12 protein-coding genes are annotated in these 22,061 nt (G+C 72.7%); 6 read left to right on the top strand and 6 right to left on the bottom strand.

What is annotated here, in order from left to right:
• The first annotated feature begins 114 nt into the window (after nt 1–114).
• Nucleotides 115–2,418 (top strand): membrane dipeptidase, encoded by a 2,304-nt coding sequence (locus tag ACX9TP_RS00855; protein ID WP_482977779.1) that lies wholly within the window; start codon nt 115–117, stop codon nt 2,416–2,418.
• A gap of 13 nt (nt 2,419–2,431) precedes the next feature.
• Here the strand turns inward: ACX9TP_RS00855 and ACX9TP_RS00860 are convergent, their stop codons facing one another.
• Nucleotides 2,432–3,730 (bottom strand): chloride channel protein, encoded by a 1,299-nt coding sequence (locus tag ACX9TP_RS00860; RefSeq protein ID WP_482977780.1) that lies wholly within the window; start codon nt 3,728–3,730, stop codon nt 2,432–2,434.
• A 224-nt stretch (nt 3,731–3,954) separates the two neighbouring features.
• Between ACX9TP_RS00860 and ACX9TP_RS00865 the strand changes: the two genes are divergently transcribed.
• Nucleotides 3,955–5,043: an SGNH/GDSL hydrolase family protein gene (locus ACX9TP_RS00865; protein ID WP_482977781.1), complete on the top strand. Its 1,089-nt coding sequence runs from the start codon at nt 3,955–3,957 to the stop codon at nt 5,041–5,043.
• 103 nt (nt 5,044–5,146) lie between these two features.
• Here ACX9TP_RS00865 and ACX9TP_RS00870 read toward each other — a convergent pair whose 3' ends face one another.
• A complete protein-coding gene (locus tag ACX9TP_RS00870) occupies nt 5,147–6,079 on the bottom strand; it encodes a hypothetical protein (RefSeq protein WP_482977782.1) in 933 nt (310 codons plus the stop codon).
• Nucleotides 6,080–6,271: 192 nt separating this feature from the next.
• On the opposite strand from ACX9TP_RS00870, the gene ACX9TP_RS00875 reads away from it, so the two are divergent.
• Together ACX9TP_RS00875 and lnt are read left to right on the top strand one after the other, a co-directional pair.
• The gene (locus ACX9TP_RS00875) at nt 6,272–6,826 is read left to right on the top strand and encodes a hypothetical protein (RefSeq protein WP_482977783.1); all 555 of its coding nucleotides are present in this window, start codon (nt 6,272–6,274) and stop codon (nt 6,824–6,826) included.
• Nucleotides 6,827–6,894: 68 nt separating this feature from the next.
• Complete coding sequence (gene lnt, locus ACX9TP_RS00880) at nt 6,895–8,454, top strand: apolipoprotein N-acyltransferase (RefSeq protein WP_482982346.1); 1,560 nt, start codon at nt 6,895–6,897, stop codon at nt 8,452–8,454.
• A gap of 68 nt (nt 8,455–8,522) precedes the next feature.
• Here lnt and ACX9TP_RS00885 read toward each other — a convergent pair whose 3' ends face one another.
• Nucleotides 8,523–10,034 (bottom strand): GMC family oxidoreductase, encoded by a 1,512-nt coding sequence (locus ACX9TP_RS00885; RefSeq protein WP_482977784.1) that lies wholly within the window; start codon nt 10,032–10,034, stop codon nt 8,523–8,525.
• A gap of 147 nt (nt 10,035–10,181) precedes the next feature.
• On the opposite strand from ACX9TP_RS00885, the gene ACX9TP_RS00890 reads away from it, so the two are divergent.
• The gene (locus ACX9TP_RS00890; RefSeq protein WP_482977785.1) at nt 10,182–11,108 is read left to right on the top strand and encodes an alpha/beta hydrolase; all 927 of its coding nucleotides are present in this window, start codon (nt 10,182–10,184) and stop codon (nt 11,106–11,108) included.
• A gap of 95 nt (nt 11,109–11,203) precedes the next feature.
• Here ACX9TP_RS00890 and ACX9TP_RS00895 read toward each other — a convergent pair whose 3' ends face one another.
• The 3 genes from ACX9TP_RS00895 to ACX9TP_RS00905 all read right to left on the bottom strand — a co-directional run bounded on the left by ACX9TP_RS00895 (nt 11,204) and on the right by ACX9TP_RS00905 (nt 21,404).
• Nucleotides 11,204–12,655: a reverse transcriptase family protein gene (locus tag ACX9TP_RS00895; RefSeq protein ID WP_482977786.1), complete on the bottom strand. Its 1,452-nt coding sequence runs from the start codon at nt 12,653–12,655 to the stop codon at nt 11,204–11,206.
• Nucleotides 12,656–13,059: 404 nt separating this feature from the next.
• On the bottom strand, nt 13,060–14,898 hold the full coding sequence (locus tag ACX9TP_RS00900) for an SWIM zinc finger family protein (RefSeq protein ID WP_482977787.1): 1,839 nt from the start codon (nt 14,896–14,898) through the stop codon (nt 13,060–13,062).
• Nucleotides 14,895–21,404, bottom strand: a complete 6,510-nt coding sequence (locus ACX9TP_RS00905) for a HEAT repeat domain-containing protein (RefSeq protein ID WP_482977788.1) — start codon at nt 21,402–21,404, stop codon at nt 14,895–14,897. Before ACX9TP_RS00905 ends, ACX9TP_RS00900 begins: the two co-directional genes overlap by 4 nt.
• A 166-nt stretch (nt 21,405–21,570) precedes the next feature.
• On the opposite strand from ACX9TP_RS00905, the gene ACX9TP_RS00910 reads away from it, so the two are divergent.
• On the top strand, nt 21,571–21,984 hold the full coding sequence (locus ACX9TP_RS00910) for a VOC family protein (RefSeq protein ID WP_482977789.1): 414 nt from the start codon (nt 21,571–21,573) through the stop codon (nt 21,982–21,984).
• Nucleotides 21,985–22,061: the final 77 nt, after the last annotated feature.

Here is a 22,061-nt window from a genome sequence, read left to right on the forward strand (position 1 = left end):
ATCCCGTGCGTGCCTCGCGCCCGCGGTAACGGGGTTACGTTTCAACGCGCCATGGCTTGAACTCCGGGTGTGGGCTGACGCTAACTGGTCGGCTCACCTTCGAAGGGAGCCCCCGTGTCCCATCCCCCCCGCCTCTGGAAACGCTGTTCCGCGCTGGCCCTGGCGCTGGCGCTCGGCTGTACCCCCGTGCAGGAGGAGCCCGCCGAAGCGCGGCCCGAGCCCACGGCCGCCACCGCGCAGGAGCTGGGCGTGGGCGGCTTCGCGGAGCTGCACCACCACATGTTCGCGGAGGAGGCCTTCGGCGGCGGCTGGTTCCACGGCACCGTCACGGATGCGCTGTCCCGGTGCGACGGCGGGTGGCCGGAGAGCGACCACGCCCGCGTCCGCATGGACCTGAGCGGGCTGCTCAACCTGTGCCCCAACTCCGGCGGCGTGGACTTGAGCGGCGTGCCGGTTCTCGCGGGCCTGTTCGGCATCGGCGGCGCGGTGGGCTCGGAGTTCCTCGGCAAGATTGAGGGCACGCAGGGCGACACCGGCCTGCACGACGGCCGCCGCAACCCCAACACCGAGTGGCCCCGCTGGGACACCATCGCCCACCAGCAGTCGTGGGAGGGCTGGCTCCGGCAGGCGCACCAGGGCGGCATGTCGCTGGTGGTGGTGTCCGCGGTGAGCAACAAGTTCCTCTGTGACGCGCTGCCCCCGCAGAACCGCACGCGCCCGTGCGACGAGATGGTGGACGTGGAGGTGCAGCTCCAGAAGGCGCGCGACTTCGCCGCCACCCGTGACTGGGTGGACCTGGCGCTCACGCCCGCGGACGCGCGCCGCATCGTCTCCGAGGGCAAGCTGGCCATGGTGCTCTCGATTGAGACGAGCCGGCTCTTCGGCGCCGCGGACTGGCGCGCGGAGCTGAACCGCTTCCACGCGCTGGGCGTGCGCACGCTGCAGCCGGTGCACCAGCTGGACAACCGCTTCGGCGGCGCGGCGCCGCACAACGCCATCTTCCAGGCGGCGCAGTTCCTGGAGAACTGTCACATCGACTCGGACTGTGGGCTCACCGTGGGCGGGCTCACCCTGGGCTTCGACGTGGACTCGCAGTGCCGCAACGTGCGCGGCCTCACGGAGGAGGGGAAGCAGCTCATCGGGGCGATGATGGACAAGGGGATGCTCATCGACCTGGCGCACCTGTCCGAGAAGGGCGTGCGCGACGCCTACGCGGTGGCCGAGCAGCGCCAGTACTACCCGCTCTACGTCAGCCACGGCCACTTCCGCGAGGTGATGAACGGCAAGCTGGCGGAGAACGAGAAGACGACGCCCGCGTGGGTGGTGCAGATGCTGCGGCGCACGGGCGGCATGTTCGGCCTGCGCACCGCGCACGACGAGACGCGCGCGTATACGAAGTCCGGCATCGCCAACAACTGCCAGGGCTCCAGCCGTTCCTTCGCCCAGGCGTACGAGTTCGGCCGCCAGGGGCTCAAGGTGCCCATGGCCTTCGGCGCGGACTTCAACGGCTTCATCCAGCAGACGCGGCCGCGCTTCGGGCCGAACGGCGCGTGCTCGGCGGGCTTCCAGGCGGAGGCCGACGCGCAGGAGCACGAGCAGGACGTGTACGGCCCGGGCCGGCTGGGCACCGCGTTCGACGAGCAGGGGCTGGCGCACGTGGGCCTGCTGCCGGACCTGATTCGCGACGTGCGCAACCTGGGGGCGAACACCGCGCCGCTGGAGAGCTCGGCGGAGACGTTCATCCGGATGTGGGAGCGCGCGTCCGGGCCGCGCACCGGCATGGCGGACGCGGCGCTGGACATCGACACCAGCGGCGTGGCGGCGTGGGTGAAGCCGGAGGACCGCGAGCAGGCGTACCCCACGGTGTGCGGCGCGCACTACGCCCCGGACAGCAAGACGCTCAACGAGGGCTGCCGCTTCGACGCCGAGTGCATCAGCGACCAGTGCACCTCCGTGCTGTGCAACACCTTCGACGGGCGCTGCGTGTGCAACGACGACGGGGACTGCGGCGGCGCGGCGTACTGCCAGGACGAGGTTCCGGGCAACCCGGGCGACAACGACTGCGTGGCGAAGAAGGCCAACTGGGACTCGTGCAGCCGGGACGGGCAGTGCCAGTCCGGCGCGTGCGGCGGCTGCGCGAACATGGTGGGCTGGTGCTACACGCCGCGCTCCAAGGCGTATGGACAGACGTGCAAGGCGGACCGCGAGTGCACCACGGACCGCTGCAGCGCGGACTGCTATGCGAATCCCACGGGCAGCTGCCTGTGTGACAGCGACTCGCACTGCGGCACCACCCAGTACTGCGGCTGGGGCCTCAACTCCGGCAAGTGCCAGAACAAGAAGGGCCGGGGCTCGGCATGCTCGGCGGACCGCGAGTGCCTGTCCGGGACGTGCCGCTGGTCCTTCACCTGCAAGTGAGGTGAGGCGCCCTTCAGCCTCTCCCGGGCCCCTGTGGCCCGGGGGGAGGCTCGGGCTCTCCGGGCAGCTCGCGCAGCGGCACCAGCCTGCGCAGCAGCGGCCCGCCGTGCTTCAGCCGGGCAATCCGCTGCGCGGGGTAGATGCCCCGGTGGCCCGTGAGCAGGTACGCCACCGTGGCGACAATCACCACGTGGGGCAGCACGCTCGCGCCCATGAGCTCCACCGCCATGATGGACAGCGCGAGCGGCGTGTTGGCCGCCGCCGCGAACAGGGCCGCGAGCCCCACCGCCGCGCCCAGGTCCACCGGCAACCCGAGCAGCCGCGCCAGCACGTTGCCCAGCGCCGCGCCGATGAAGAACAACGGCGTCACCTCGCCGCCGAGGAACCCCGCGCCCAGCGTCACCGCGGTGAAGACGAGCTTCCACGCGAAGGCCGGCACGGGCAGCGCCGGGTCCACGAAGGCACGCAGGATTCCGGGGACGCCGAGGCCCAGGTATGCGCTCGTCCCCGACAGCTTCCACAGCGCCACCACCGCCGCGCCGCCCAGAGCCATCCGCACCGGCAGCCACGGCACGCGCTTCTCCGACGCCTTCTTCAGCCGGTGCGTCAACTCCACGAACACCACCGCCACGACGGCGACGGCCACCGCGAACACCAGCCACTTCGCCAGCACCCACGCCGTGAGCGGCAGCGCCGCGGGCACCGGGTACACCGTGTGGTGGATGCCCAGCCCCCGCGTCACCAGGTCGCCCACCACCGCGGACACCAGCGCGGGGAGCAGCGACTCGTAGCCCAGGCGTCCCACCACCACGACCTCCAGCCCGAAGACGGCGCCCGCCACCGGCGTGCCGAACACCGAGCCGAACCCGCCCGCGATTCCCGCCGCCAGCATCTCCCGCCGCGTGTCCGGCCCCACGCCCAGGCGCCGCGCCACCGCGTCCGCGAGGCTGCCGCCCATCTGCACCGCCGTGCCCTCGCGGCCCGCGCTGCCGCCGAACAGGTGTGTCAGCACCGTGCCCACCAGCACCATGGGCGCCATGCGCAGCGGCACCTGCGCGTCGCCCTCGTGCACCGCGTCCAGCACCAGGTTGTTGCCGCCGCGGACGGGCCCGCCCCACCGCCCGTACACCGCGCCCAGCACCAGCCCCGCCACCGGCAGCGCGTAGACGAGCGCCTCGTGCGACTCGCGGAAGTGCGTGGCCTCGTCCAGCAGGTACAGGAACACCGCCGACGCCACCCCGCACACACACCCCACCACCCCACCCAGCAGCAGCCACTGCGCCAGCGCTCGGGCCCCACGGGAAGGACTCACGGTGCGCACTCTACGGCCCGGTGAGACAGGGTGAAACATTGCGTCAAACCTCGAACTGCGTTGCCTGCGAGACAGCGGAACGCGACTGGCGTCGGGGTCTGGTTTCACCCGTGTTTTCTGACATGGCGCGTTATTCCGGAATCGGAGTGATTCTCGAATCAACTGCGTGTAGCGTCCTGGCTCCCCCCAAAAACCCCCACGGGTAGAAATCAAAGGAGCGGGGCATGTCCTTCCGACTCAGCGGGCAGTCCATCATTGCCATGTGCGCGGCCTTCACGGTCGGTGGTAGCGCGATGGCGAGCACCATCAACCAGAACGTCTCGTGGACCATCGACCGGTCCACGGCCACCACCAAGTACCGCGTGGTGGCGTACGGCGACTCCATCTACGCCGGCTACAACGGCGGCCTCAGCGCCGTGGCCCGTCGCGCCGCTCCGACGGTGCAGGGCGAGTACCTGGCGCAGAAGTGGAACGCGGACATCGAGGTCTACCGCCGCACCAAGTCCGGCGCCAGGGCCGACGACATCTACAACAACAAGATTGTCTCCGAGCGCTCGTACATGCAGGCGACGAACACGCGCGTCGTGATGTTCGAGATGTGCGGCAACGACTACCTGCAGGCCCGCAGCGCCTTCACGGACCAGACGGGCACGTGCAGCTACGCCGGCCTGGAGAGCGCGCTCGCCGCGTGCACCACGTACACCGAGCGGGCCATGCAGGCCATCAACCAGTACGCGACGACGGCGAAGGTGAAGATCGTCTCGAACATCTACTACCCGGGCTTTGCCGCGGACAACGTGCAGACCGCCTGCCGTGACTCGGTCACCGGGCAGACCATCAACAAGCAGACCAAGTTCCTGCCGCTGCTGGCGCGCAGCAACTGGCGGACCTGCAACCTGGCGGCGCGCTACGGCTTCCAGTGCGCGGACTCGTTCGCGGAGATGATGGGCGCGGAGTACGACTCCAACGGTGACGGGCAGGTGGACTCCGAGGCCCTCCGCTACCGCGCGGGCGAGACGGAGGACGCGTACGTCACGCGCATCTCCTCCACGCTGCGCTCCACGCTGCGCGATGCGAACACGCACTTCGTGAACTCCAGCACCAGCTACGACTACATCCAGTCGGACAACACGCACCCGACCTACTACGGCACCACCGTCAGCGTGGGCATCTTCGGTGGCACCGGCTCCGGCACGGCCGCGCCCCAGTTCACCGACGCGCAGATGCCCGGCGGCAAGAACCCCGAGTGGAACAAGAACGGCCACGACAAGATGGGCTGGGAGTCCTCGAAGTTCAATCCCGCCACGCCGTGATGCCCGCACCCGCACACCGCGGGTGAGCGCTTCGACAGGGCCTCCGACCTTCCACACGCGGGTCGGGGGCCTCGTCTTTTTCGGACGGACGGCTTCGTGCCGCTCAGTAGCCCACGAGGATGCGCACGACGAGCAGCGCCATCAGCACCCCGTAGTAGGCGAACCGGTTCAGCCACTCGGCGCCGCGCCGCACGCCTCGTGCGTAGGAGGGCGTGAGCCAGGCCGCCGCGAAGGACACCCCCTCCACCAGTGCTCGGAAGAAGCAGGCGAAGAGCAGGAAGTTCACGAACACCTGCGAGTAGTCGCGCCCGAACGAGCGCAGCCAGGCCGCGAGCCCGTACATCTTGTACTCACCGAAGGGGCTACCGAAGGTGATGCGCTGGCTGAGCTGGAAGAAGATGCCCGTGGGCAGCATGGGGTAGAGCACCAGCTTGCCCACGAAGTGGTACCAGCGTCGACGCCAGAACGTGTGCCTCGCCTGGGCGTAGCGCACCAGCGGGTGCTCCCGCGCCGTGCCCAGCTGTGGGGCATGCGAGCCGAGCGCCGTGAGCAGCGGCACCGCGTCCTCCACCTCCAGGCCGTGGCTGAAGGTGCGCCCCGACTTCATGCGCAGCGAGAGCCCGGGACCCGGCAGCGGCAGCTTCCAGGGGTGCACGGACTCCACGGCCTCGTAGGGAAGCTCCATCCGGGCGCGGCTGCGCAGGGTGAGCACCAGGTGGGTGTCACCCACCTCCGCCGTCGCTCGGGTGCTCCAGCGGAGCACCGTGGAGAGGAGCCACGGTAGCGGCACTCCGAGTCCCAGGCCCCACACCAGCGGCCCGGGGGGAAGGGGGTATTGGCCCGGGAGGACGGCGTCCAGGATGAGCCAGCCGCTGAAGAAGAGCAGGCAGCCGAGCATCATCCCTCGCGCCGCCAGGCCGACGCCCCGTACGAGCGGAGTCCAGGCGTGCACCGTGAAGCGCACGGGGGCGGGTGCGCTGTCAGGAGTCGTGACCGAGGGTGAGCCGGAGGCCGTGGCGGTGGACGTGGGACTCATGGGGGCGAGCGAGAGTGGCGGGCTGCGTCGACCGGTGGGGGCCGCATTGCCTCGGGGGAGGGCGCTCCGTAGCATACGCAGCCCGATGGTTCGCGGGCGAGGGCGAGCATGAAGCCGCAGCACCCAGCTCCTGGACGACGCGTCGACAGCGATGGCGTCACGCATGTTGCTCCCACGAGCTCCGGCCGCGGCGTGGGCGTGTGGCTCGTGGGCGGCGCGCTCGTCTTCCTCGTTGCGTGCATCGGCCTGAGTGTCTGGATGAGCTCCTCGGAAGTGGAGGTGGAGGCGGTGCTCGAGGTGCCGCCTCCCGTCGTCCAGGCGCCGCCGCCGATGGCGGTCCAGGCTCCCATGCGGCGTCCAGTCGCTCAGCGCCCGCAGCCCGTGGCCACGCCGCCATCCGAGCTGGCGGGGAACCTGACTCCCGTGGAGGAACCGGAGCAGCCTTACACCGGGCCCACGGGCACGCAGCTCTACCGGCCCGGCACCAAGCCCATGAAGCGCGGCATCGTCGTGCCCGAGGACTTCGAGCTGCCTCCCGGCTTCGTGCGCCACTACCAGTCCACCGACAACGGTGAGCGCGTGGCCGCCATCCTGATGTTCCATCCCGACTTCGAGATGAAGGACGAGCGCGGCGAGCCCATTCCCCTGCCGGAGAACCGCGTGGTGCCCGCGGAGATGGCGCCGCCGGGTCTGCCCATCCAGATGCTGCAGCTGCCCGAGGGCGCCGAGGCCGGGGCCGCACCGTGACGGCTGCCAGAGCGGGCCGCGCGCGGCGCCTGGCCGTGGCGCTGCTCGGTGTCGTGGCCACCACGGGGATGCTGGCGCTGTTCTCCGGGCTGCGGATGCCGTGGACGCTGCTGGGCTGGGTGGCGCTGGTGCCGTGGCTCGCGGTGGTGGACGGGGCCCGTTCTCCTCGTGAGGCGCTGGGGCTGGGACTGGCGCTCGGGGCGGCGTTCTCGGCGGCGGTGTTCGGCTGGTTCGCGGGCTCGGTGCAGGCGTACTCGCAGGCCCCGCTGTGGGTCTGCTGGGTGGTGCTGCTGCTGATGTCGCCCGTGGTGCAGCTCCAGTTCCCGCTGGCGGCGCTGGCCCGGTATGTCGCGCGGCGCGCGGTGGAGGCGAGTCCGCGTCTGGCGTGGCTGCCGCCCGTGGTCACCGCTCTCGTGTACGTGGGCGTGGAGTGGTTCGCACCGAAGCTCTTCGCCGACTCGCTGGGACTGGGGCTGGTGACGCAGGAGTGGCTGCGGCAGGGCGCGGACGTGGCGGGCGCTCCGGGGCTCACGCTGGTGCTGCTGCTCGTGAATGAGTGCGTGCTCGCGGCGCTCCAGTCGCTTCGCGTCCCGGCTCGGCGTCGGCGCGCGGTGGTTCCGGTGGCGGTGGCCGTGACGCTGGTGGTCGCGCTGACGGGGTATGGGGCCTTCCGCCATGCGCAGGTGACGGAGGCGACGCGGCGCGAGCCGGGGCTGGTGGTGGGCGCGGTGCAGGCCAACATCACCAACTACGAGAAGCTGAAGGCCGAGCGCGGCACGTACGAAGTGGTGCGGATGATTCTCGACACGCACTACGAGCTGTCCGACGGGCTGCTGCGCTCGGGGCCCGTGGACTTCCTGGTGTGGCCGGAGACGGTGTACCCCACCACCTTCGGCACGCCTCGCAGCGAGGCGGGCGCGGAGCTGGACGCGGAGATTGCCGGCTATGTCGCCCAGCGCGGTGTTCCGCTCGTCTTCGGCACGTACGATTTGGACGGCGAGCGCGAGTTCAACGCCGCCATGTTCCTGGGCCCGGATGCGCGCGGCGAGCGGTTGGAGCACACGGCGTACCGCAAGACGATGCTCTTCCCGCTGACGGAGTGGGTGCCCGACGCCATCGACACGCCGTCGCTGCGCGAGTGGCTGCCGTGGACCGGCCGCTGGAAGCGCGGCCCCGGCCCGAAGGCGGTGAGCTTCCGGCTGCGCGACGGACGCTCGCTCATGGTCGCGCCGCTCATCTGCTACGAGTCCATCTTCCCCTCGTACGTCGCGGACAGCGTGCGCCAGGGCGCGGAGCTGCTGCTCACGCTGTCCAACGACTCGTGGTTCTCCGGCACGCCCGCGCCCCGGCTGCACCTGGCGCACGCGGCCTTCCGCAGCATCGAGACGCGGCGGCCCCAGGTGCGCGTGACGAACTCGGGGGTGTCCGCGCTCATCGACGCCACCGGCGCGGTGGTGGCCGAGGTGGATGACAACCAGCGCTCCGGGCTCGTGATGCGCGTGCCCGTGACGGCGCCGCTGTCGTCACTCGCGCTGGCGTGGGGGAACTGGCTCGGGCCGGTGGCGCTGGTGCTGGTGGCCGTGCTGCTCGTGGGCGCGGTGCTCCACGGGCGCCGGACTCTGCGTTAGCGCCCGCGTCAGGAGAGGGGCCCTCCACGGGCACCGGGCGCGGAGGTAGCACCCGGCGCAGCTGGGGCTCAGAGCCTTCCGGACTTGAGCTCGCCCACCATGTAGTCGCAGGCGCGCACGGTGAGCGCCATCATCGTCAGCGTGGGGTTCTGCGGGCCCTGGGACACGAAGCAGGAGCCGTCGGTGACGAAGAGGTTGGGCACGTCCCAGCTCTGATTGAAGGAGTTGAGCACGGACGTCTTCGCGTCGGTGCCCATCCGCGCGGTGCCCACCTCGTGGATGGCCATGCCCGGCGTGGACAGCGTGTCGTTGACCTTCTCCACCGTGAAGCCGGCCTCCTTCATCATCTCCTGGCAGGTGGCCACGGCGTCCCGAGACATCTTCAGCTCGTTGTCCGAGTGCTTGCAGTCGATGTGCGCGGCGGGGATGCCCCAGCGGTCCTTCACGGTGGGGCTCAGCGTCACGCGGTTGTTCGCGTCGGGCACCATCTCCCCGAAGGGGACGAAGTGGCAGTTGTCCCCGAAGGTGAAGACCTGCACGCCGTAGCCGCGCGCGAAGCCGGGCTCGCGCGTGGCGACGTTGCGGAACTGGGGGATGTACGCCCAGCTCTGCTCGTTGCGCTGCTGCTCGGCGGGCAGGTTCATCCGCGCCTCCAGGCCGAGCAGGTACGTGTGGTCCATCAGGTTGCGGCCGAGCTGCCCCGACGAGTTGGCGAGCCCGTCCGGGAACGCGCTGCTCCGCGAGTTGAGCAGGAGGCGCGTGGACTCAATCGTTCCCGCCGCGAGGACGACGATGCGGCCGTGGGCCTCGTGCGTCTTGCCCGTCTCCGCGTCGATGAAGGTGACGCCGGTGGCGCGGCCCGTCTTCGCGTCGTAGAGGACCTGGCTCACCACCGCATTGGGGCGCAGCGTGAGGCGGCCCGTCTTCATGGCGGCGGGCAGGGTGACGGGAGCGCCGGCAGTGCGGCGCACGACGACGCGGCGCTCGGGCCAGCGGCGCTCCACGCGCTCCTTGAGGCGCTGCTCCGCGGGAATCATGGGGATGGACTCGGCGAAGACGGAGTCGGGCAGGGTGTCCAGCCCGTCCGTGTTGCCGCGCAGCCCCATCCACCGCTCCACCGTCTCGTAGTGCGGCACCAGGTCCGCCAGCGACAGCGGCCAGTCCGGCCCCTGCCCGTCGCGGCTGCCGGCTTTGAAGTTGAAGTCGGACAGCCGGTAGAACTGGCGGCCGTGCGCCTTCACCGAGGTGCGCCCGCCCACCTGCCGCGCGCGAATCCAGGTGAAGGGCTGGTTGTCCGGCGTGGTGTAGGGGTTGTCCACGTCGTCCACGAAGGCGTGGGGGTGGAAGGGCCACGCGAAGGTGGTGGACTGGATGGGCTGGCGCTCCTTGCGCCGCGCATCCGTCTCCGTGCGGTAGCGCAGGAACTTCTGGCGGAGCCGGTGCCACGTCCAGAGCAGCTTGTCGGCGCGCTCGGTGCGGCCGGCCTCGAGCACCAGCACGCGCAGCCCGGCCTCCGTCAGTTGCTTGGCGGCCCACCCGCCGCATGCGCCCGAGCCCACCACCACCGCATCGAAGTTCATCCTGGACGTACCCACGGCATCCCTGGTGCGAACAGGGCCGGGGCCCTGTGAAAAGAAGAGCGAGTGTAAGCTGACCTGACGCGGATGTGAGCCCCTGGCGGTGGGCGGACAGGCGGCCAGGCGCCGCTTCGAGGAGGACAGGCGGACATGAAGTGGCGGTGGCTGGTGGGTGGAGTGCTGGCGCTGGGGCTGCTCGGGGCCCTGGCTTTGTTCGGCCGGGCGTGGCGGCACTCGGAGGGGTACTTCCACTATCCGAAGCCGCGGGCGGTGAAGCCGGCGGACCTGGCGGAGGCCCGGGACGTGACGCTGGCGACCGCTGACGGGCTGGTGCTGCGGGGGTGGTACGTGCCGTCCCGCAATGGCGCCGCGGTGGTGATGGCGCATGGCCTGTCCCAGACGCGTGTGGACCTGCTGCCGGAGGCGCGCATCCTGAAGGCCGCGGGGTATGGCGTGCTGCTGTTCGATTTGCGCGCCCATGGCGAGAGCGAGGGCGCGACGTCGACGTGGGGCGACCAGGAGCGGCAGGACGTGCGGGCCGCGCTGGACTTCGTGCGGGCGCAGCCGGACGTGGACCCGGAGAGGGTGGGGGCGCTCGGCTTCTCGATTGGTTCCGCGGCGGTGGCGGAGGTGGCGGCGAAGGACCCGAAGGTGCGCGCGGTGGTGCTGCTGTCCCCGTTCAACACGCTGTGGCTGGCGGCGGCGTATGACTTCCGGCGCTTCGGCTTCGTGTCGCAGTCCGGAGCGCTGGTGCCGTTCTGGCGGCGCGGGATTGCGCTGGAAGAGGTGCGGACGATTGACGCGGTGGAGCGCATCCGCCCGCGCCCGCTCCTCATCGTCATGGGGACGGAGGAGTCCGGACAGCCGCTCGCGGATGAGCTGTTCGCGAAGGTCCGCGAGTACGCGCAGACGTGGCGGATTCAGGGCGCGGGACACGGGAACTTCGCCGCGACGGAGCCCGTGGAGTACCCGCGCCGGCTGCGGGCCTTCCTGGACGGGGCGCTGCTGCCAGCGGGAGCGACTGCCCCGGAGGGGCTCGTGGCTCCCGTGGCTCCCGTGGCTCCGACGACACCCTGAGCATCAGGCAGCCGGAGGGTTCCTTTGCTTCATGCGACGCCCTGAGTTTCAGGGCGCGGAGGGGTGCTCCCCTGCTTCATGCGACGCCGTGAGCGTCACGCCGCCGGAGCGGGCTCCTTCGCTTCCAGCTTCGTCAGCTGCTCCAGGAAGGCGCGGCCCTTCGCCGGGTCCGTCATGTGGATGAAGGCGGCCATGCCCTTGAGCTGGTCCAGGGACTCGCCCTCGCGGGACGGCTTGCCCTTCACGCGGTTGTGGATGGCGGCGCGCAGCCGGCGGACCACGTCGCGCGGCACTCGCGCCGCGGGCTGGCCTTCCTTCGCCTCGTTCACCACCAGTCCCGTCACCCGCTGCCGCGTACCCTTGCGCGCCACGCGCGTCTTGTCCGGGTGCAGGCGGAAGCCCTCGCCCTCCACCACCGTCTGCACGCGCGACAGCAGCACCGCCACCGGCGGGCGCTGGGAGCGCTTCGCCTTGGGCTGCTTCGCCTTCGTCCAGGAGAAGGTCAGGTCATCCGCGTAGCGCGTGTACGTGAAGCCCAGCCGCTTCGCGAGCGCGGACAGGCGCTTGTCCAGGCGCAGGCACAGCGCATTGGTGAGCCCCGGCGACGTGGGCGCGCCCTGCGGCAGCGCGCGCGGGCCCTTGGCCACGTGCAGCAGCTTGCCGCGGAACTGCACCGCCTCGCGCGGGGCCTCGGTGGCCATCAGCGCGAGCAGCGTGGAGGTGTTCTCCGGCAGGCCGCCCTTGCGCAACAGGCCCTTCACCCGCCGCCACGTCACGGAGGGGAAGAAGTCCTTGAGGTCCACCTTCACCACCACGTCCGCGCCCGAGTGGGCCAGCGCGTTGGTGAGGATGGAGCGCCCCGCCATGAAGCCGTGCGCGGCGCCGTGCACCGGCAGCCGCTCCACCACGTTCGACAGCACCCAGCGCTGCGCTGCCTTCAGCTCCGGCTTGGGGGACGTAATCGTGCGCGAGCCGCCGTCGCGCTTCGGAATCTTCCAGCTGATGTAGTGCGTGGCCGTGTCCACCTCGCGGTGGAACGCGAACCAGCGCAGCTTGGACACGCTCAGCCCCAGCGCCTTGGCCAGCGCCTCCGCCGAGTCCAGTTCCGGCAGGCCGTTCGCCCTGGCGCGCTCCTCGCGGTCCGCGACGTCGAACTTGTCGACCCCGGCGTCCTCTTCCCAGTGCACGCCCGCGCCCAGGTGGCCGACGTGGGTGGCCTTCCAGGCCTCGTGGGCCTGGCGCTCCAGGGCGCGGCGCTCGGTGGCCTCGGCCTTCTTCTTCTCCTTCCAGGCCGTCTTCTCCTTCTCCGACGCCTTGGAGAAGTCGAGGTCCCCCACGGCGAGGCCGCGGGAGACGAGCTGGCCCTGTACCCACGAGTCGGCGCCGCCGGACTCTTCAATCGCCTTGGCGCGAAGGAGGAGCGCTTCGTGGGCGGCGCGGCGGACCTCGCGCTGGGAGACGGCGTTGGCGGCGGGAGCCGAGGGCGCGGGGGTGGGGACGGCCTGCGGCGAAGCTGCGGGGACGAACGACTCCAGCCTGGCGGTCATGTCAGCACCTTGGGCGGGCGCGGCGGCATCGGACGGGACGTGGCGCGAGCAGTCGAGGGAGGCCGGGAAAGCACCACCATCTTACCTGGGGCACGGTAGCCTCACCGGCTCTCCCCTCCTAGGCACTGCGCCCGGGGTGGGTAAACGGCGTTCGCGTCGTTGGCTCAGCTACCCACCCCGGGCGCAGTGCCTAGGAGGGAGAGAGCCAAGAACAGGCTACCTTGCGGAGAGTGTCCTGCATTCCAACCGGAGCGGCGCAACACCGCTCCCGCGCTCGAGGCGCTCAGGCTGATGCACTCCAGACCTCTCTCGGCTGCTCGCGCGTGAAGCGCATCTCGTCGTCGTTACCGTCGCTCCAGTCCTGCCGGCCGTGTGTCAACACAGCCGGGCCGTGAGTTGAGGGTTTACACCAATGCGGAGGCTGCGTCGATGTAGCCTTCAGCCGCCAACTTCTCCAGGCGCGAGAAATAGGCCCCGCGCGCTTCCGCGTCCGAGTCGAACCAGAGCCGCTGGTGACGCGACTCGCCGGTGCGCGGGCCCCACTCCACCGCGACCACCTGCCCGTCCAGCGACACGCGGTACACGGTTTCGAGGCCACTCTCCGCGTCGCGGCGCACGTACGAGCGCGTCTCCGCGCGGATGAGCTTGCGGCCCTCCGGCGTCTGGCGCAGCGCCTCTTCCTCCGCGCGGCGGCGCGAGTACGCCAGGCGCAGGGCGAGCAGGTGCTCGCAGGGGCCCTCGCGCACGCCGGAGCGGCGGTGGTGCGGGCAGCCGCAGTTGGCCTCGCGTAGGCGTCCCTCCACGTCCAGCATGAAGCTGGGGAAGAAGCTGCGCACGGCCTCGCGGTCCACCACCTCGCCGTGGATGCGGGTGCCCTCGCCCACGACTTCGTGCACCTTGGTGAGCTTCACCTCGCCCGCGCCTTCCAGCAGGCGGTGGGCGCGCGCCTCGCGCTCGCTGCCGTAGCGGATGACGGCCTCGTCCACGGGGGTGGGCATCAGCTCGCGCGGGCGGTACTCGCCCCGGGCCACGTCGAAGAGGACGCGGCCGCGCAGGCACTCCAGCTGGAGCGCGGCGCGCACGGACTCGTTGGATGCACCCGCATTGCGGACGAGCGTGTCGAAGGACAGGGGGCCTTCCGCGCGCAGCCGGTTGCGCAGCTTCTCCGCGAGCCCGTCCGGCACCGCGCGGGGCATGAGGGCGTCGAAGGCGGCGGCCGAGGACCAGCCGCTCTCCGTCCACCCGGTGAGGCCCAGCGTCAGCGTGGCCGCGCCCATGTCGATGACCCAGAACACCGGCAGGCCGGGGCCCAGCAGCTGCACCCGCACCGAGTGCGCATGGGGCAGCAGTCGCGCGAGCGCGGCGAGGCGCTGGCGGCCGAAGGTGCGCACCACCGCGGGGGCGCTGCCCGTGTACGTGCCGCCGTGGGCCTCCAGCACCAATTCCCACGGCTCCAGCACCAGCCGGGGCGGGGCGCCGGGGACGAGCTCGAAGCGCAGCGCGCGCGGGGCCTTCTTCGCCTTGCGGGTGCGCAGCGCGAAGAGGAGGTTGTAGAGGTCCACGGGCGCCAGCTGGCAGGTGCTCGCCGGCAGCGTGGCGGCGGACTGCACCTGGAGGAAGCCGCGCAGCCACGCGTGCGGCACCTCCACGTTGCGCGGCTCGCGCACGGGCTGCGAGGGGCGCGTGGGCAGGGCGACGTGGGCCTCCAGCGACACGGGCACGTAGGTGCGCAGCCTGTCCAGGCGGGCGGGCAATTCCGGGGGCACGTCCAGGAAGGTGGAGCCGTGCGCGGCCTCGCGGCCGTCGAAGAGGGCGTTGTCGAAGGACAGGCGCGCGTAGGCGCTCTCGTCGCGGGAGAAGACCTCCAGGGACACGCTGTCCGGGTCCACGGTGAGGACGGGGTCCAGCACCGCGTCCTTCTTCTCCTCGCCCTCCAGCGCGTTGTCGAGGAAGGCCTTCTGCGCCTCCCAGATTTGCGCGCTGGCCCGCTTCCCCTGCTTCATGAGGTACGCGAGGTACGCGGTGCGGTCCTTGCCCCGGTAGCGCAGGTCGCTGGAGAGGATGCCGAAGGTGGCGGCGAGCGCGTCGCGGAAGAGGGCGGAGTCCTTCACTCGGCCGCGCACGCCCACGGTGCCGCGCGAGCCCTCCAGGGAGAGCAGCACGCGCGAGGCGTCCGGCGCGGCCTCCACGTCGCTGGCGGTGGCGTAGCGCAGCTCGACGGGATGACGGGTGGCGGTCGTCACGACGGAGTCCCTTCCTTCCGGACGCGCTCGGCGGCGCGGCGTGCCCGTTTGTGGGCGCGCCAGGCGGCCTTGCGCACTTCCACGGGTTGCGAGTTGTCGAAGGCGGCGTCGTGCAGCAGCTTCGCCGCGTCGTCACCGCCCGCCCGGCCCAGCGCGGCCCAGGCGTCCTGCTTCACTTCGGCCTTCGCGCCCCGGGCCAGGGCCAGCAGCGGCTCCACGGCCTTCGCGCCCAGCAGGCCGGGCACGGAGAGGCGGCGGCCCTCGGAGGTGGTGAGCACGTCCGGTGCCGGCTTCACACCCGTGGGGCCGAGGGCCACCGGGTCGAAGGGCTTCACCTCCAGCGCCCAGGTGGTGGCGTTGGACGGGGCGAGCTTCGCCAGTGCATCCGCCGCCGCCGCGCGCACCCGGGCGTCCGGGTCGCTCAGCGTCGCGCGCAAGGACTCCGCCGCGGCGGTGCGCTCCTTGTCGGAGAGGACCGGCGTGGACTTCAGCGTGCCGTCCGCGGTGCCCAGCCGTCCGAGCGCGCGCGCGGCCTCCTGGCGCACGCGGGCGGGGGCTCCGGCCTCACCCCCCTGGAGGATGGTGCGCGCGGAGTCGAAGAGGGCGGAGACGCCCAGGCGGGAGCCGGCCCACAACAGCCGCTCCCACGCGGCGGACAGCGGGTTGCGCCGGGGCGTGGGGGCGGCGGCCCACTCGGTGGCGGTGCTGCGCTCGGCCGTCACCAGCGCGCGGGACAGCGCGGCCACGTCCACCGTGCCCGGCTCGCGCGCCTCACCCGTCCACGTGCCCACCAGGGACGCCGCTTCCTCACGGGCCTCCGGCTTGTCGTGGCCGAGCAGCGCCACCGTCTCGGGCACGGGCAGGGCGCCGCGCCGGGCCAGTCCCCGCCGCAGCCGCAGGCGCAGGGCCGCGTTGGAGAGCGTGGCCAGCCGGGGCACCAGCAGCGCCGGGTCGCCCTCGTCGGAGAGGTACGCGGCCGCGGGCTCGGAGATGTCCGGGTAGCGGCTGGCCACGGCGTGGAACTCCACCCGCGTGCGCTCTTTCGGGAAGAGCACGTCGAGCGCCTTGCGCGCCTCCTTGCGCACGTCCTGCTCGTCGGCGTCCAGCGCGAGGGCGAGGGCGGCCTCCGCCTCCGGGTCCTTCAGCTTCGCCAGTTCCTGCGCCGCCGTGGTCCGCACGTACAGGTGCGTGTCCGAGTCACCGAGCAGCGCCTCCAGCTTCACGCGCGCCCGCTCGCCGCCGATGGCGCGCAGGCCCCGGATGCCGGCCTGCTGCAGGTCCAGGGACGAGCCCTCGACGGCGGCGGCCTCCACCTTCTCCTCGACGCGGCGGCGGTCCTCCCCGTCCGGCAGCTTCGCGGCGAGGCGGCCCAGGCCCTCAATCGCGGCGACCATCATGGAGGGCTCCGTCGGAGCCTCCGGCGTGCCACCCGCGGCCACCGTCTCCAGCTCGGAGAGGGCGCGCGCGTCACCCAGCGTGCCCAGGGCCAGCAGGGCGCGCTCGCGCTGTCCGTCCTCACCGGCGCGGGCGTACAGGAGCAGGGGCCGCAGCGCGCTGGCGCGGCCCTGGTGCGCCACGCCCTCGGCGGCGGGCAGCATCAGCTCGCGGGCGCCGCCGCGCAGCACCTCCTCCAGGGGCTCCACGCTGGCGCCGTGCTCGACGACGCGCTTCGCGTAGCGCGCCACCGCCTCCGCGCGCACGTTGACATCGCGGTCCCCGAAGAGGCCCACCAGCACCTCGGACTGGCCGGCCTCGGCGCCGTGCTCCAGCTCGCGCACGGCGGCCTGCCGCACCACCGCGTCCTGGCTCTTCACCGCCTGGCGCAGGAAGCGCACGGCCAGGGCCGCGTCGCGCTTCTTCACGTCCGTGCCGGCCACGTTCATCGCGGCGGTGACGCAGGCGGCGCGCACGGCGGCGGACTCGTCCTCCAGGCAGCGGCGGGCCAGCACGTCCAGGGCCTCCGCGCGGCGCGTGTTGCCGAGCGCCACCACCAGCCGCTGCCGCTCGTTGGCATCCGGAGCGGCCACCAGCCGCGCGGCCAGGGCAGCCACGGCGGCGGGCGTGGCCAGCCGGGCCAGGGCCTCCACCGCGCGCTTCGCGGCGGCCGCGTTCTCCGAGCGCAGGAAGGCCGAGAGCACCTCCACCGCGCGGTCATCCCCACGCCACGCCAGCAGCTCCGAGGCGCGCAGGCGCAGGTCCTCGTGCTCGCTGGCCATGGCCCGGCCCAGCGCCTCGGTGACGCGCGAGTCGTTGGCGCCGGCCAGCCGCTCGATGACGCCCACGCGCAGGTCCGCGTGCTCGCTGCCCAGCGCGGCCAGCAGCGGCTCCAGGCTGCCGGGCGGGCTGAGCTTCTCCAGCAGCTCGAAGGCGTAGCGGCGCACGTCCGCCAGCGGCGAGTTGAGCGCGGCGGCGATGCGCGGCTTCGCCACGTCTCCGCGCTCCGTCAACTCGTCCAGCGCGGCGCGGGCCACGTCCGGGGACAGCGAGGCGAGGGCGAGCGACAGGGGCTCGTCGCTGCCGGCGGGGTACAGCTCCTTGAGGCCCGCCAGCGCCGCCTTGCGCACCAGCTGGTGCGGGTCCTCCAGGGCGCGCAGCAGGGCGGCCACGGCGGCGGGCGTGCCGGCGTAGCCTTCCTGCGTCAGCTTCACCACGCGGTCCACCGCGTCGCGGCGCACGCGGTGGCCCTCGTCGTCACCCGCGGACACCTGCCGCAGCAGGCCGACGTAGGCACCGAAGGCGAGCCGGCGCAGGTGTTGCCGCTCGGCGCTGGTGGCGGCCTCGGGCGAGGCCTCCGGCACTCCCGGCTTCACCGCCGAGAAGAGGCGCCGCAGCCAGCTCTTCGCGGGCGTGGCCGACACGGGAGAGGACGTGGGCGCCGTCTCCGGCTTCCACGGGGCCTCCAGCGTGCGCGGGCGGGCCACCTTCTGCGCTTCGCGGAAGTATTCGAGCGGCTTGTTGCGCAGGAGCAGCACCTGGGCCGCCGCGTAGCGCTGCTCGGGCTGGTCGCTGGAGAGGGCCTCGGCGAGGCCCACCATGCGCTTCGCGCGGTCCTCCTCGGCGGGCCACTCCTTCATGTCGCCGGCCTTCTCCGGGCGCGGCGGCAGCAGGCCCTCCACCAGGTGGCCGCGCGACGCGTCCGCTTCCGTGCGCAGTTCGAGCGCGCGGGCGGCGGCGTAGCGCACCTCCGGCCGGCCGCTGGAGAGCGCGCTGGTGAGCAAATCGGGCGGCTCGCCCCGGCGGTTGGCGCGCAAGTCCCGGGCGAGGACGATGGCGAACACCATTTCCTGCACCTCGCGGGCGCGGTCCTCCAGGCCGTGCAGCAGGCCGCCGTCCCCGTCGGGGCCCAGGGCCGCGAAGGAGAGGATGGCGCCGAGCCGAATCGGCAGGTGGTCGTTGCGCAGGTTGCCGGTGAGCACGGGCAGGGCGCGCGCGTCGCCCAGGCGGGACAGGCCGTCCGCGGCCCACGAGCGCACCGCCACGTTGGCGTGGCCCAGCGCGTCCAGCAGGTAGCCCTCGTCACCCCGGCGGCTGGCGGTGGCGAGGCCGCGAGCGCCCTGCTCCTGGATGTCGCCCAGCTCGTGCGGCACCAGCACGGTGGCGAAGAAGTTGAGCAGCCGGCGCGAGCCCAGCGAGGCCAGCGCGCGCGAGGCGCGGAAGCGCAGCGGGTTGAGGAACGCGGGCGGGTAGAGGCGCTCCAGGTCCTTGTCGGTAATCAGGAGCCGCATCGGCTCGATGATGTCCTCGGCGCCGCGCGGGGCCAGCAGCTCCGCGGCGCGCACGCGCACGTACAGCGAGGCCGAGGCGATGCCCGCCAGCAGCGGGCCATTCTCGCCCGGCACCAGCTTGTCGAGCGCCTCCAGCGCGGCGACGGCGACGTCGACATTCTCGTCCTGCACGAGCTTCAGCAGCGGCGAGCGCAGCGTCTCCACGGGCGCGTGGACGGAGCCCTTCGCGCCGGCAATCCGCAGCGCGGCGTGCGTGGACGCGAGCGCGGCGAGGTGCGGCTCCGGCTTCTCCTTGCCGGCCAGCTTCACCCAGGCCTCGTACGCGGCGGTGGCCACGCCCGCGTCGCGGTCCTCCACCGACTTGCGCAGGCGCTCCAGCGCCCAGCCCTCGGTGCCGCGCTGGGAGAGCACCTCCACCGCGCGGCCGCGCAGGTCCGGGAAGCGGCCGGACAGCGCGCGGTCCAGCGCCTTCTCGGGCACCTTCTCGTTCCACGCCCACAGCGTGCGGAAGGCCTCGCTGCGCACCTTGGCGGACTCGTCCTCCAGGGCGTCTCCGAGCAGCGGCTCCGCGCCCTGCGTCGCCGTGCCCAGCTTCACCAGCCGGTCGAGCCCGCGCACGCGCACGTCCTCGTGGCCGGAGCGCAGCGCGGCCTCGGCGGCGGACAGGGGCGCTTCCACGTCCAGCGCCACCACCGCGTCCAGCGCGGCGGAGCGCACGTCCGCGTCCGCGTCGTCCATCATCCACACCAGCCGCTCGCGAGCCCGGGCGTCCTGCAGCGCCTGGAGCGCGGTGGCGGCCTGCCGGCGGATGGCGGCCTCAGGCTCGCGGGAGAGCTGGAGCAGCGCGCCCAGCGCCCGGGCGTCCCCGAGCTGCGCCAGGCCGCGCGCGCCGCGCACCGCCGTGTCCGGCGTGCGGCAGGCCATGGCGGCGAGCAGCGGCTCCATGTCCGACTCGATGAGCGCGCCGCCGACGGCGCCCTGCGCGGGCAGGGTGTCCCGGGCGGCCTGGACCTCCGCGTCGGTGAGCTGGGTGTTGGCGGCGGCACCCTGGGCGCGGCGCGCGCGCTGGGCCAGACGGCGGGCCACGTCGCGGGCGGCGCGGGCGAAGTCCTCGTCGCGCGACTCCAGCGCATGGGCCAGGGCGCGGCGCTCCAGCACGCGCACCGTGAAGGCCACGCGGCGCACGTCCGTGTCGGCGTCGTCCAGCGCGCGGGCGGCCAGCGGCTGCAGCTGCGGATGGCCCAGCAGGCCGGCCCCGGCGGCGCGGATGAGCACCTCCACCTTGAGGTGCGCGGGGCCGCGCTCGAAGGCGGTGCGCAGCGGCTCGGTGCCGCCGCCCGGGGTGACTTCGGTGAGGGCGTCCAGCGCGGCCAGCCCCACGGCGGCCTCGGGGTCCGCGAGCTTCCCGGCGATGAGGCCCGGCACCAGCGGGGACGTGCCACCCAGGAGCGCCAGCGTCTCCAGGCCGGAGACGCGGATGTCCGCGTAGCGCGAGTCCAGCGCGGCGCGCGGGGCGGCCAGCGGCGACTCGGTCTCCAGCGTCTGGAGCGCGGCCAGCGCGGCCTTGCGCACCATGGGGTGGTCGTCGTTGAGGCGCTCGCGCAGCTTCGGGCGCGCGGCGGTGCGGCCCTGTGCGGCCAGCTCCTGCGCGGCCAGCCGGCGCACCTCGGCGTCCTTGTCCGAGGCGAGCACCTGGAGCACGAAGTCGAGCGCCTCGGCCTCGTCCAGTGCGGCGGCCTCGCGCACGGAGGCCTCGCGCTTGGGGCGGCCGGCCTTGAGGGACTCCGTCAGCAGGTCGAAGCCGTGCTGGTAGGCGTCGTGGTCGTCGCCAGGCTTGCCGTCCACCGCCACGCCGTAGCGGTGCGTGCGGCGGTCCTCTCCGGCCGCGAAGACGGAGCCCAGCATCGCCTTGGCCTGCCGGCCCTGCGCCGCCACGAAGGCGAGGGCATTCACGGGCTTGCTGCCCACCTCCAGCGTGCGCGGCTTGCGGCGCTCGTCCAGGCGCCACGCCTTCACCTTGCCGTCGCTGCCGGCGGACCAGATGCGGTCGGCGGGCTCCTCGCCTCCGGGCTCGGCGGCGGGCGTGGGCGGGAAGAGCAGGGCGAGCACGGAGCCGGCATGGCCGGAGTCCTTGTCGCCGCGCACCTCGAACTCCACCGCGCCGACGAGGTACCAGATGCGCAGCTTCCCATCGTCGCCGCCGGAGACGAGGCGGCCGTCGCGCGGGGTGAAGGTGAGCGCGCGCACGGCGCCCTCGTGGCCGGGCATGTCGCGCCGGGCGCCGGTGGCCACGGTGAAGGAGCGCACCACGCCGTCGTCACCGCCGCAGGCCACGTACGTGCCGGACGGGTCCACCGCCACCGCGCGCAGCGGCTGGGGGGACGCCTTCCACTCGCTCAGCTTGCGCGTGGACTCCCAGTCCCAGGCGCGCACGGTGCCGTCGATGCCGGCGCTGAAGAGCTTCTTGCCGTCCGCGCTGGACGCGAGCGCGGTGGCGCCGCCGGGGTGGACGCCGTGGAGCTGGAAGGAGGCCTTCCCGTCGGAGAGGGTGCCGAAGTGCAGGGTGCCGTCAGCGCCGGCGGCGGCCCAGCGCTCACCGGCGAGGGCGAGGGCGAGCACGGCGGAGGGCAGCTCGGTGCTCCAGAGCACCTTGTTGGAGCCCGGCTCGTACGCGGTGACGCGGCTGGCGGCGGAGGCGCGCGCCCCGCCCACCAACAGCACGCGGGCGTTGGCCGCGAGCGCACGGACCTTCTCGATGTTGCCGATGGCGAGGACGGGCATGACGCTCCTTGCGGGGGGACCTTCTTAGCACCCGGTCCGCAGGCGGGGGAGGAGCTTCGGACAAGGAAACGGCGAGCATTCACATCCTGCCCGGGACGCGCTAACCAGGACGCCGCACTTTCTCGCGCTCTGCGCATCCGAGGGTTCCTTGGGACCACCTGCTCGAATGACGGTCAGGCCTCAGACGTTGATTGCAGTGCGGGACGTGAAGGCCAGCAGCGGCTGGTATCAGAGCCTGCTGGGCGTGGGCTCGGGGTGTGATCCAGACCATCCCCATCGCCTCGTCTATGACCGGCTCCTGAGCGGGGACACCCTGGTCCTCCAACTGCACCGCTGGGATGCCGAGGACCACCCCAACCTGACGGAGCCAGACCGGGCGCCCCATGGCCATGGCGTCCTGCTCTGGTTCGAGGTCGATGACTTCGATGCCGCGGTGGACCGCGCCAGACGCCTGGGCGCGCGGGTCCTCGAGGAGCCCCACGTCAACCCGGCGCCGCAGCACCGGGAGATGTGGCTCCAGGACCCGGATGGCTATGTCGTCGTCCTGGCCAGTCCGGACGGAGAGGCGGCGGGGGCGTGAATCCCCGAGCCCCGGACCGACGTGGCACGGCGGATTCGAGGCGTCCAACCCGCTCCCGCGGTCACTTCCGTCCCACG

The sequence above is a fragment of the Pyxidicoccus sp. M15 genome (genome assembly GCF_056858435.1).